Source organism: Actinokineospora sp. (genome assembly GCF_050699995.1).
Classification (GTDB): domain Bacteria; phylum Actinomycetota; class Actinomycetes; order Mycobacteriales; family Pseudonocardiaceae; genus Actinokineospora.
In genome coordinates this window covers 1-11,053 of sequence record NZ_JBOHGC010000652.1, presented here as the reverse complement: position 1 = coordinate 11,053, position 11,053 = coordinate 1, and the positions used below count along the sequence as shown (strand labels likewise).

10 protein-coding genes and 1 pseudogene are annotated in these 11,053 nt (G+C 69.4%); 5 read left to right on the top strand and 6 right to left on the bottom strand.

Annotation, left to right across the window (positions count from 1 at the left end):
- Nucleotides 1-97: 97 nt before the first annotated feature.
- Nucleotides 98-853, bottom strand: coding sequence for an RNA-guided endonuclease InsQ/TnpB family protein (locus ACRDSQ_RS31450; protein WP_431426145.1), 756 nt, complete (start codon nucleotides 851-853; stop codon nucleotides 98-100).
- Nucleotides 854-1,001: 148 nt separating this feature from the next.
- On the opposite strand from ACRDSQ_RS31450, the gene ACRDSQ_RS31445 reads away from it, so the two are divergent.
- Nucleotides 1,002-1,877 carry a sigma-70 family RNA polymerase sigma factor gene (locus ACRDSQ_RS31445; protein ID WP_431426143.1) on the top strand — a complete coding sequence of 292 codons (876 nt, stop codon included), beginning with the start codon at nucleotides 1,002-1,004 and terminating at the stop codon, nucleotides 1,875-1,877.
- Between the two features lie 267 nt (nucleotides 1,878-2,144).
- Here ACRDSQ_RS31445 and ACRDSQ_RS31440 read toward each other — a convergent pair whose 3' ends face one another.
- The 3 genes from ACRDSQ_RS31440 to ACRDSQ_RS31430 all read right to left on the bottom strand — a co-directional run bounded on the left by ACRDSQ_RS31440 (nucleotide 2,145) and on the right by ACRDSQ_RS31430 (nucleotide 5,082).
- Nucleotides 2,145-2,534: a WhiB family transcriptional regulator gene (locus ACRDSQ_RS31440; RefSeq protein ID WP_431426141.1), complete on the bottom strand. Its 390-nt coding sequence runs from the start codon at nucleotides 2,532-2,534 to the stop codon at nucleotides 2,145-2,147.
- Between the two features lie 123 nt (nucleotides 2,535-2,657).
- A complete protein-coding gene (locus ACRDSQ_RS31435; protein WP_431426139.1) occupies nucleotides 2,658-2,870 on the bottom strand; it encodes a hypothetical protein in 213 nt (70 codons plus the stop codon).
- Nucleotides 2,871-2,994: 124 nt separating this feature from the next.
- Complete coding sequence (locus ACRDSQ_RS31430; protein ID WP_431426137.1) at nucleotides 2,995-5,082, bottom strand: ATP-dependent DNA helicase UvrD2; 2,088 nt, start codon at nucleotides 5,080-5,082, stop codon at nucleotides 2,995-2,997.
- Nucleotides 5,083-5,145: 63 nt separating this feature from the next.
- Between ACRDSQ_RS31430 and ACRDSQ_RS31425 the strand changes: the two genes are divergently transcribed.
- Both ACRDSQ_RS31425 and ACRDSQ_RS31420 read left to right on the top strand, forming a co-directional pair.
- Nucleotides 5,146-5,874, top strand: coding sequence for a DUF4191 domain-containing protein (locus tag ACRDSQ_RS31425; protein ID WP_431426135.1), 729 nt, complete (start codon nucleotides 5,146-5,148; stop codon nucleotides 5,872-5,874).
- Nucleotides 5,875-5,942: 68 nt separating this feature from the next.
- On the top strand, nucleotides 5,943-6,704 hold the full coding sequence (locus tag ACRDSQ_RS31420) for a GNAT family N-acetyltransferase (RefSeq protein WP_431426133.1): 762 nt from the start codon (nucleotides 5,943-5,945) through the stop codon (nucleotides 6,702-6,704).
- A 37-nt stretch (nucleotides 6,705-6,741) separates the two neighbouring features.
- Here the strand turns inward: ACRDSQ_RS31420 and ACRDSQ_RS31415 are convergent, their stop codons facing one another.
- Nucleotides 6,742-7,224 carry an RDD family protein gene (locus ACRDSQ_RS31415; RefSeq protein ID WP_431426131.1) on the bottom strand — a complete coding sequence of 161 codons (483 nt, stop codon included), beginning with the start codon at nucleotides 7,222-7,224 and terminating at the stop codon, nucleotides 6,742-6,744.
- 235 nt (nucleotides 7,225-7,459) lie between these two features.
- Between ACRDSQ_RS31415 and glnA the strand changes: the two genes are divergently transcribed.
- Both glnA and ACRDSQ_RS31405 read left to right on the top strand, forming a co-directional pair.
- Nucleotides 7,460-8,884, top strand: a complete 1,425-nt coding sequence (glnA, locus tag ACRDSQ_RS31410) for a type I glutamate--ammonia ligase (RefSeq protein WP_431426129.1) — start codon at nucleotides 7,460-7,462, stop codon at nucleotides 8,882-8,884.
- 258 nt (nucleotides 8,885-9,142) lie between these two features.
- Nucleotides 9,143-10,228, top strand: coding sequence for a DUF1611 domain-containing protein (locus tag ACRDSQ_RS31405; RefSeq protein WP_431426127.1), 1,086 nt, complete (start codon nucleotides 9,143-9,145; stop codon nucleotides 10,226-10,228).
- Between the two features lie 164 nt (nucleotides 10,229-10,392).
- Here ACRDSQ_RS31405 and ACRDSQ_RS31400 read toward each other — a convergent pair.
- Nucleotides 10,393-11,053, bottom strand: a pseudogene (locus ACRDSQ_RS31400) (bifunctional [glutamine synthetase] adenylyltransferase/[glutamine synthetase]-adenylyl-L-tyrosine phosphorylase); the annotation flags it as partial.

Sequence of the window (11,053 nt, the reverse complement as noted above, 5' to 3'; positions counted from 1 at the left end):
TTCGCGACCCGCTTCGGAGACCGACTGTCTCTCTAGCCGACGAGCACGGAACGTAGCCAAGACGCAAGATCACAACAAGGAAACGAAGTCGCCCTGCTTACACAGAAAATTTGACAACCTCGCGCCGGTCGCTTTCGCGCGCCTTGAGCCTCGCGATCGCCGCCTTGACCTTGCCGCGCCGATTGGAGCCGCGCTGCGCCCGGGCGAGCTTGCGTTGCAGCCGCAGCAGGCGCGCTCTCTCTGTTCCCCGCAACGTGGGCACGGACAGCAGTTCCCCGGTGGACAACGCCACCGACACCACGACACCTCGGTCGACGCCCACCGCCGCACCTGTGCCCGGTCCACTGATGGGCTCGGGCACGACGGGGAACGCCACATGCCAGCGGCCCGCCCGATCTCGGGTGATCCGGTAGGACTTCACACCGTCAGCCACCGCCCGCGACCACCGGAACCGCACCCACCCGATCTTGGGCACCTTCACCTCGCCGACCTTGCGGGACACCCGGCGCACATCGTCCGGATTGACAGCCACGACCCGGAAGCCCTCGCCCCGCCCGCGCCTGCGCCAGGTCGGTCGCCGGTGCGTTCTGTCGAAGAAGTTTGCCTTCGCCTGGGCGAAATCCCGCAACGCCTGCTGCTGCACAACCACCGAACCGGCAGCCAACCACGGGTACGCCGCCCGCGCCAGCGTCAACTGACGGCACTGCTCGGTGTATCCCGGCGCCGCCTTGCGACCCGACCGCCAGTGCGCGTGCTGCTCCACCGCAAGATTCCACACAAACCGGGCATGCCCACAGTGGTCCCGCAAGGCGCGCTCCTGAGCGGGGGTCGGCTGAAGTCGGAACCGGGACATGCCGATCAACTTAACGAGCACCACCGACAAATCGGCGAGACACCGGTGAGATCCGGCAGGCCACGGCACGCTCCGGCCTTGGCGGGCTCCTGCGCCCGATTCCTCCCCGGCGTATACGCCGGAGCATCCTCGGGAGATCATGTGACCGATGAACGACCTGACCGAGCGATTCGAGCAAGACCGGCCTCACCTGCGGGCGGTGGCCTACCGGATGCTCGGTTCGCTCAGCGAGGCCGAGGACGCCGTCCAGGAGACCTGGCTGCGCGCCGACCGCGCCGACACCGGCGACGTGGAGAACCTGACCGGCTGGCTGACCACGGTGGTGGCCCGAGTGTGCCTCAATCTGCTGCGCTCACGCGAAACGCGGCGCGAGGACCCGTTCGAGACGCTGCTCTCCGACCCGGTCGCCAGTGCGGACGCCGGGGGTGAACCCGAGCGGGAGTCGGAGCTGGCCGACTCGGTCGGGCTGGCGCTGCTCGTCGTGCTCGACACGCTGGCGCCCGCCGAGCGGCTCGCGTTCGTCCTGCACGATCTGTTCGCCGTGCCGTTCGACGACATCGCCCCGATGATCGAGCGGTCTCCCGCCGCGGTGCGGCAACTCGCCAGCCGCGCCCGCCGCCGGGTCAAGGGCACCACCCCCGCCCCCGCCGCCGACTTGGCGTTGCGGCGGCGGGTCGTCGACGCGTTCCTGGCCGCCACCCGCGGCGGGGACTTCGACGCGCTGGTCACGCTGCTGCACCCGGACGTGGTGCTGCGGGCCGACCGCGCGGTCGTGCCCTCCGCCGAACCGATCGTGATTCGCGGCGCGGACACCGTGGCGAAGGGCGCGATGGCCGCGACCGGTCGCGCCCAGTTCACCGGGACGGCCCTGATCGACGGCTGCGTCGGACTCGCGATGGCGCCTCGCGGCAGGCTGCGCCTGGTGCTCACGTTCACGATCACCGACGGCAAGATCACCGAGATCGACGTGATCGCCGAACGGGACCGGCTTGGCGAGCTCGAACTCGCGGTCCCCGAGGACTGAAACGGCGGATGCCCGCCACCGCGGTCGCGGTGACGGGCATCCGTTCGGTTAGGGCCTAGAGCGAGGAAGTGACTCGGTGGGCGCGGTCGGCCGCCCACTTCGAGACTCGTTCCCAGCGCTTGGCGGTGTGCATACGGCGGGCCAGGCGATGGGTGTACGCGACCTGTTCCGCCTCTCGCGTTCGAGAACGAGCGAGATTTTCATAGATCAACATTTGCGTGGGTCCTTCAGGCTTGAACGTGTACATGGGGTCTTTGAGCTGGGCGTTCATGCGGCAACCTCATCCTGGGTGTGGGCCGCGCGCTCGGCGGCCTCTCGTGCGACGTCTTCCTTGCGCGGGCGGCCACGGGGCCGCTTGCGCGCGATCACAGCGCCGCGCTCGAAGATCTCCCCACCCCAGACGCCCCACGGCTCGTGCCGGGCGAGCGCCGAGGCCAGGCAGGCCGCGCGCACCGGGCAGTCGCCGCAGAGCAGCTTGGCGCGCTCGAGCTCGTTGGGGGTGTCGCCGAACCACAGGTCGGGGTTGTCGGCGGACCGGCAAGGAAGGTCCAGTCCGGCCGACGGAGCCGCGTCCAGCAGCTCGCTGACGCCGGAACCGGGAGGTCCGAGAAGGTCGGTGAATGCTCCGCCGGTGAGCGGAACAGTGGCGGTACTCATGGCTTGAAATCTCCTGATTTCAGTCTGGTGGCTTGGTGAAGCCGGTGTAGGGCAAAGAAAAAGGCCGCGGATTCCGGTATCGGAGTCCGCGGCCTCGGGAGCCTGGGGTTACTTGACGTTGGGTCAAGTCACCCCACCCGAGGTGGCGGACGGATTGGTCGGAACGTCGACATCGAGAGTGCGGGCGTGCTTGCTGCCGGCGGTGGCAGCGGTGCACACGGCGAGGCGCTCACGCTGGGCGTGAATCGCTTCGCGCGCCGGCCCCCAGGACGGCGACACAGAACTACCCAGGGACAGGAAGTAGCCTGGGTTCGCGTTCGTCATGAAGATCCTCACGATGGCCACCTCCTCCGTCTGTCCTAGGTCCGAATCTTCGGGCCACTTCGTGGCCCGCAATTGCAGGTTATTCAGGTTGCGGGAGGCCCCGCAACCGATTTTCCAGAACTTCGTGTGACCCCGGTCACGTACCGCTCGATCGAGTGGCGTCAGCGACCACTGAGAGCACCTCTTGCCCGAATTTGTCCAGCTTGACCGCCCCCACGCCGGAAATCGACACGAGCGCGGCACGATCCGCCGGACGCTGTTCGGCGATCGCCAGAAGTGTGGCATCGGTGAAAATGACGTAGACGGGCACGCGGAGCGCCTTGGAGCGCTCCAGCCGCCACTGCCGCAGCCGTTCTAGCAGCCCGTGGTCGAGATCGACCGGACACGTCTCGCACCGGCCGAGCTTGAACGCCATCGTGCCCGCGAGCTCGTCGCCGCAGACCCGGCAGTGCCTGATCATCGGCATCCCGCGATCGCGCTTGCGGGTCGCGGAGGCGGCGACGCGGGCGGTCGGGTGGTTCTCCGGGATCAGGCCATAGAGGAAGCGGCTGCGCCTGCGGTAGCGCTTGCCCCCCTCGGCGCGCGCGAGCGCCCACGTCAGCGACAGGTGCTCACGGGCCCGGGTGACCCCCACATAGAGAAGCCTGCGCTCCTCCTCGATCTGCGCCTCGTTGCCGTCGGCGTGCTGGATCGGCAGCGTGCCGTCGACCAGGCCGACCAGGAACACCGCGTCCCATTCCAGTCCCTTGGCCGAGTGCAGCGACGCCAGCGTCACGCCCTCCACGGTCGGCGGGTGCTGAGCCTGCGCGCGAAGATCGAGTTCGTGGACGTAGCGCGCGAGGTCGGCGTCGGCGACCGTCGCGGCGAGTTCCTCGGCGAGTTCGACCAACGCCAGCAGCGACTCCCACCGCTCGCGCGCCGCGCCGCCGCCGGGCGGGTCGGCGGTGAGGCCGAGCGGTTCGAGCAGGGCCCGCACGAGTTTCGGCAGCTCACCGGTCGGCGCCTGCACCGCCACCGTGCGCAGCGCGGCCGTCGCCTGCCGGATCTCCTGACGGTTGAAGAACCGCTCACCGCCGCGCACCAGGTACGGGATGCCCAGTTCGGTCAGCGCCTGCTCGTAGACCTCCGACTGCGCGTTGACCCGGAAGAGCACCGCGATCTCGCTGAGCGCGACCCCCTGCTCGATGAGGTCCTTGATCCGCCCCGCGACGGCGGTCGCCTCGGCGGGCTCGTCGTCGTACTCGACGAACACCGGGTCGGGCCCGGGTTTGCGCTGGCCGATCAGCCGCAGCCGCGACCCGGCGGGCCGGTCGCGCGCGGCGGAGATGACACGGTTCGCCAGAGACACCACTTCCGGTGTTGAGCGATAGTCGCGCTCTAGGCGCACGACTGTCGCCTCAGGGAAGCGGCGGGTGAAGTCGAGCAGCGGCCGGGCCGAGGCGCCGGCGAAGGAGTAGATCGTCTGGTTCGCGTCGCCGACGACGGTGAGGTCGTCGCGGCGGCCCAGCCACGCGTCGAGAACGCGCTGCTGGAGCGGGGTGACGTCCTGATATTCGTCGACCACGAAACAGCGGTAGCGGTCGCGGAACTCCTCGGCCACCGCCGAGTGCTCCTCCAGGGCGGCGGCGGTGTGCAGCAACAGGTCGTCGAAGTCGAGTTGGTGGGCGCGGTTCTTCAGCGCCTCATAACCGGTGTAGACCTCGGCGACCTTCTCCGCGGGCGCCGGTGTCTCGCGGTGGAAGCGCGCCACGGCCGCCGGGTAGTCCGCGGGCGCGATCAGCGACGCCTTGGCCCACTCGATCTCGCTCGCCAGGTCGCGCAGGGTTTCCCGCTCCGAGCCCAGGCCGAGCTTGTTCGCGACCTGCCCGACCAGCCGCAGCTTGCCGTCGATCAGCTCCCACTGCTCGCCGCCGACGACGCGGGGCCAGAAGTAGCGCAGCTGACGCAGGGCGGCGGCGTGGAACGTCCGGGCCTGCGCGGCGTGGATGTCGAGTGCGCGCAGCCGGGTGCGCATCTCCCCCGCCGCCCGGGCGGTGAACGTGACCGCGAGGACCTGCCCGGCGCTGACGTGCCCGGCGTGGATGAGGTGGGCGATGCGGCTGACGATGGTGCGGGTCTTGCCGGTCCCGGCGCCCGCGAGGACGCACACGGGCCCGCGCGGGGCGGTCACCGCGGCGAGCTGGTCCGGGTCGAGCCCGGCGAGCGGATCAGGGGCGCCGGCCATGTCGACCATCCTGACAGAGAGCGCACCCGACGGACGCGGGACCACGCACCGTATCCTGTGGTTATGGCTGACAAGCAGGACAAGGCGGCCGCCAAGGAAGCCAAGAAGGCGCGCAAGGCAGCGTCCAAGGCGAAGCGCGGACAGCTCTTCCAGGCGTTCAACATGCAGCGCAAGGAGGACAAGGCCCTCATCCCCTGGATGCTGGGCGCCCTCCTGGTGGTGACCGGCGTCGTTTTCGGCATCGGGCTGCTGCTCGGGATCGAGTGGTTCCTGCTGCCGGTGGGCATCGCCCTCGGCGCGCTGGCCGCCGTGATCATCTTCGGTCGGCGGGTCCAGAAGAACGTCTACTCGAAGGCGGACGGCCAGCCCGGCGCCGCGGCGTGGGCGCTGGAGAACCTGCGCGGCCGCTGGCGGGTCACCCCGACCGTCGCGGGCACCACGCAGCTCGACGCGGTCCACCGGGTGATCGGCAGGCCCGGCGTCATCCTCGTCGCCGAGGGCGCGCCGCACCGGGTGAAGAACCTGCTCGCCCAGGAGAAGAAGCGCATCGCCCGCATCGTCGGCGACACGCCGATCTACGACGTGATCGTCGGCAACGAAGAGGGCCAGGTGCAGCTGCGCAACCTGCAGCGACACCTGATGAAGCTGCCCAACAACCTGCGCCCCGCGGAGATGGACGGCGTCGAGAAGCGCCTCGCCGCCATCGCCGGCCGCGGCGCGGCCATGCCGAAGGGCCCCATGCCCCCCGGCGCCAAGATGCGCAGCGTGCAGCGAACCCTCCGCCGCCGCTGAAGCTTTGACGCCGCCCCCGATCACATAAATCGGGGGCGGCGTTGTCAGCTGCGGACTACCGTCCGTGCGTGCTTGAACCTGACCTCCTGGCCGTCCGAATCGCCACCGCCCAACGCAACGGGCTTGCGCGTTCGAAGACCGTGATCCCGGCAGGCCCGTTCACCGGAATGCTCACCGAGGGCGGCCACCCGATGGCGTCCTACGCCGTGGCGACTGAGCCCGGCAAGCGGGTGACCGACCTCGCCGGGAGTGTGGAGGTCCTCCGGGCCGCCTTCCCGCCCGGCCTGCTCCGGTTCGAACTCATCGAACAGGCCTGCCCCGGCGCGTCCGACCTCCTGATCGCCGCGGGCCTGATGGTGACCGCCCGGATACCGCTCATGACCGTCGACCCGGCCGACGTGACCGTTCCCGAGATCCCCCACGGGGTGACCATCCAACGCGTCACCACCGCGGGCGACGCGACCGCCGCCAACGCCGTCGCCCATGTCGCGTTCGGCGCACCAGGTGAGCCGGGTGTCAGTGGTGAGCCCGGCCCGGTGGAAGACGGCGGGTCAGTTCTCGCCCGCTTGGACGGCAAGCCCGTCGCGGTGGCATCGTGGACCGGGGTCGCCGACGGGGTGACCGAGATCGCCGGCATCGCCACCGCGGAAGAACACCGCCGCAAGGGCCTGGCCACCCTGGTCACCGCATACGCCGTGCGCACAGCCGCCGAACGCGCGGGAGTCACCCTGGCCTGGCTCACCCCAGGCGACGACGGCGCCGAAAAGGTCTACCGACAGGTCGGCTTCTCCCACGTGGCCGATGCCGTTCACCTGGGCGAACACCCCTGACAGGTCGCACCACCCGAACAGGCGCCGCCACGGCGAGTCACCGGGTACGGAGAACCAGCGTCCCGAGAAGCCGGTCGTGCAACCCTCGACCGTCCTTGTCGTTGATGGCTGCGGGCAGGATCACACCCACCAATGCCGTCCGAGCGATCCCCCGCGACGGCCCCACGAGCGCCGTCCCATCCATCCGCACCACCCGCATCCCCAGGATGGCCTTGCCCGGGGTGAACCCGGCCAGCGACACCCCGACGGCGGAGATCACGAACCACACCCCCATGGCCCACAGGTTGAAGGTCCACATCGTCGCCGGGTCGTCGAAGTCCCTGCGTACGAACAGCGACGTGACCAGCGAGGCCAAGACCAGATCGATCATCAGCGCGCCCAGCCGGATCGCGGGCGAGGCGACCGAGCCCGAGCCCTTCTCGGGCAGGCCGAGCCGATCGCCTCGCCACCGGATCTCACCGTCGGTGGGCGCGATGGCCGCGCTTGGGCCGGACAACCACGAACCAGTCCATCTGCTCACCCCACCAGCGTAGGACGAAGTGCCATCCGTGCCCGCTCCTGGCATCCTCTTAAGCAAAACCGGCCGTCGTTAACATCGGCGAAACATCTCGGTGATGGTCGGGCAACACCACCCTCTTAGCGTCATCACGCAGAGCGGGCACGGCACTGCGGCCGTGATCGCAGGCAGGGACGGTTGCCCGCTCGCGCGATGTGCCGGGATTGGACCGGCGGAGAATACGAAGGAGTCAACGAGCGTGTTCAACTCTCCCGACGAGGTCCTGCGCTTCATCGCAGAAGAAGAAGTGAAGTTCGTCGATGTGCGGTTCTGCGACCTGCCCGGCGTGATGCAGCACTTCACCGTCCCCGCGTCCTCGTTCGACGAGGACGCCTTCACCGAGGGCCTCGCGTTCGACGGTTCGTCGGTGCGCGGTTTCCAGTCGATCCACGAGTCGGACATGCTGCTGCTGCCCGACCCGTACACGGCGCGCCTGGACCCGTTCCGCGCGGAGAAGACGCTGATCCTCAACTTCTTCGTGCACGACCCGTTCACCAAGGAGGCGTACTCCCGCGACCCGCGCAACATCGCGCGCAAGGCGGAGCAGTACATCACCGAGTCCGGCATCGCCGACACCGCGTTCTTCGGCGCCGAGGCGGAGTTCTACATCTTCGACTCGATCCGCTTCGACTACACGGAGAACGGCTCGTTCCACGAGATCGACTCGGTCGAGGGCTGGTGGAACAGCGGCGCCGAAGAGGGCGGCAACAACAAGGGCTACAAGACCCGCTTCAAGGGCGGCTACTTCCCCGTGCCGCCGGTCGACCACTTCGCCGACCTGCGCGACAAGATGGTGCTGAACATGCAGGACGGTGGCTTCACCGTCGAGCGCGCGCACCACGAGGTCGGCACCGCGGGCCAGTCTGAGATCAACTACCGGTTCAACACGCTGCTGCACGCCGCGGACGACCTGCAGTTGTTCAAGTACCTGATCAAGAACACGGCGTGGGAGGCCAACAAGTCGGCCACCTTCATGCCGAAGCCCCTCTTCGGCGACAACGGCTCGGGTATGCACACCCACCAGTCGCTGTGGAAGGACGGCGAGCCGCTGTTCTACGACGAGTCCGGCTACGCGGGCCTGTCCGACACCGCCCGCCACTACATCGGCGGCATCCTGGCCCACGCCCCGTCGCTGCTGGCGTTCACCAACCCCACGGTGAACTCCTACCACCGCCTGGTGCCCGGCTACGAGGCCCCGGTCAGTCTTGTCTACTCCCAGCGCAACCGCTCGGCCTGCGTGCGTATCCCGATCACGGGCAACAACGCCAAGGCCAAGCGCGTCGAGTTCCGCTGCCCGGACTCGTCCGGCAACCCGTACCTGGCCTTCGCGGCCATGGTCATGGCCGGTCTCGACGGCGTGAAGAACAAGATCGAGCCCCCGGCCCCGATCGACAAGGACCTCTACGAGCTTCCCCCGGAGGAGGCCAAGGAGGTCCAGCAGGTCCCCGCGTCGCTGGGCGAGGTGCTCGACGCGCTCGAGGCCGACCACGACTACCTGCTCGAAGGTGGCGTGTTCACCCCGGACGTGATCGAGACCTGGATCGCCTTCAAGCGCGAGCACGAGATCGACCCGCTGCGCCTGCGCCCGCACCCGTACGAGTTCGGCATGTACTACGACGTGTGATCGGCTGATTCCGTCCTGACGCGGGGCGGCGGTCGTGGGGAAACCCCGGCCGCCGCCCCGTTTCGCGTCTTGTGGGCACCACCCGAAAGGGTGGAAGATTGATGGCGACCTGGGATGTAGTCCCGGTGACAAGAGTGTTTCCCGAATCGAGATCTCGTGTGGGATTCCCTTGCGCGGTAAGCAGGCCTTACGCTGCCGCGCAATAACGTCCGATCGGCTCTCGATCGGGCGCCTCCACGCTATCGACGAGGAACCGCCATGTTCGCATCCCTTGATCCCGCACGCGTCGATCGCCTCAAGGCGGCCTACTCGGTGCGAAATCTCGATCGCGACGCGCCGCTGACCCTCGTCCATCAAGGCGATGATCAGCCAAAACACGGTGATCTCGTGCTTGCCGAGGTCACCAAGCTCGGCTACCACACGCTGCTGGAGCTGACCGACGGCCGCAAGGCCAAGCTCTACGTTGGCGACGAAATCCTCGTCGCCTACGGCGCGCGGTACGCCCCCGATCACTTCGAAGCCGAGCTGCCCGACGACCTGGGCGCCTGCGACCTGGTCGCGGCGGGCGGTGTGCTGGGCAAGGTCCGCAGCCGCAACGCCGCGGTCAGCGCGCCGACGACCGTGCGCCCGCTCGGCCTCGTCGGCGACCACTCGGGCCGGGTGCTCAACGTGTCCGACCTGAGCCTGGGCGCGCCGCCGCTGCTCGCGCTGCGCAAGCCGCCGACGTTCATCGTCGTCGGCACCTCGATGAACTCGGGCAAGACGACGACCGTCGCGTCCCTGGTCCACGGCCTGTCCCGCTCGGGTCTGCGGGTCGGCGCGGCCAAGGTCACCGGCACCGCGGCGGGCGGCGACCCGTGGCTGTTCCGGGACTCGGGTGCCGTAGCCGCCCTCGACTTCACCGACGCGGGGATGTCCACCACGTTCCGCATCCCGCTGGACCGGCTGGTGGCGAGTTCGCTGCTGCTCCACGGCCACCTCATGGCCCGCGGCGTCGACGCGATCGTCCTGGAGATCGCCGACGGTCTGCTGCAGCCGGAGACCGCGCAGCTCCTCGAACGCCCGGAGATCCGCCGCATCACCGACGGCGTGCTGTTCGCCGCGGCCGACTCCTCCGGCGCCCTCTACGGCGTGCAGCGCCTGCGGGCGGCGAACCACCCGGTCCTGGCGGTGAGCGGCCTGCTGACCGCGTCGCCCCTCGCGGTCCGCGAAGCGCAGGCGGGCCTCGACGTCCCGGTGTACGGCCCCGACGACCTGCAGTCCCCCGCCCTGGCGGGCGAGCTGCTGCGCCGCGCGGCCGCGGAGGCTGTCGTCGAAGTCGAGGTCGACGAAGTCATGGCTTGACGGACGTGCGGCGCCCCCGGGCGCCGCACTCCTAGTCGGACAGCTTGGCCGGGTCGAACCCGAATTCCTCGAGGACAGCAGCACCGGCGGATGCGGATCTTCCAGGTCATGCCTCGACTCCACGGTCCACCCCCGACAGTCGGACCGTGGTCGTGACGGGCGCCTCAGTCGTCGTAGAAAACGTGCTCGATCACCGCGCGGGCACGTCGGGTGGTGCGTCGGTAGGAGTCGAGGAAGGCGCCCGCGTCGGTGTCCGGGGGATGGCCGAGGGCTGCGGCGACGGCGGCCAGTTCACGGCCCATGGTGGGGACCTGGTCGGTCTGTTTGCCGCGAACCAGGGTGGCCGCGTTGCGGACCTGGGTCGCCAGCAGCCAGGCCTCACGGAGGGCGGCGGTGTCCGCCGGGGTGATCAGGCCCGCCGCCTCGGCGGCGGTCAGTCCTTCCATTGTGGACGGCGTGCGCAGCGCCGGGTGGGCGTGCGCGTGCCGCAACTGGATCAGCTGCAGGGTCCACTCGACGTCGGCAAGGCCGCCGCGGCCCAGCTTCGTGTGGGTCGTCGGGTCGGCGCCGCGCGGGAGGCGTTCGGTGTCCACTCTGGCCTTGATGCGCCGGATTTCCCTTACCTGGGCGGCATCCAGGCCCCCCTCCGGGTAACGCACCGGGTCGATCATCTCGATGAACCGCGCCCCGAGATCCGCGTCGCCCGCGACCGGGCGGGCACGAAGCAGGGCTTGGGCCTCCCAGACCTCGCTCCACTGCTTGTAGTACGTCCGGTACGACTCCAGCGTCCGCACGATCGGGCCCTGCCTGCCCTCGGGCCGCAGG

What these genes read in the sequence shown, in the direction of transcription:
- ACRDSQ_RS31450 (WP_431426145.1), bottom strand. Translation starts at nt 853, where the DNA reads ATGTCCCGGTTCCGACTTCAGCCGACCCCCGCTCAGGAGCGCGCCTTG.
- ACRDSQ_RS31445 (WP_431426143.1), top strand. Translation starts at nt 1,002, where the DNA reads ATGAACGACCTGACCGAGCGATTCGAGCAAGACCGGCCTCACCTGCGG.
- ACRDSQ_RS31440 (WP_431426141.1), bottom strand. Translation starts at nt 2,534, where the DNA reads ATGAGTACCGCCACTGTTCCGCTCACCGGCGGAGCATTCACCGACCTT.
- ACRDSQ_RS31430 (WP_431426137.1), bottom strand. Translation starts at nt 5,082, where the DNA reads ATGGCCGGCGCCCCTGATCCGCTCGCCGGGCTCGACCCGGACCAGCTC.
- ACRDSQ_RS31425 (WP_431426135.1), top strand. Translation starts at nt 5,146, where the DNA reads ATGGCTGACAAGCAGGACAAGGCGGCCGCCAAGGAAGCCAAGAAGGCG.
- ACRDSQ_RS31405 (WP_431426127.1), top strand. Translation starts at nt 9,143, where the DNA reads ATGTTCGCATCCCTTGATCCCGCACGCGTCGATCGCCTCAAGGCGGCC.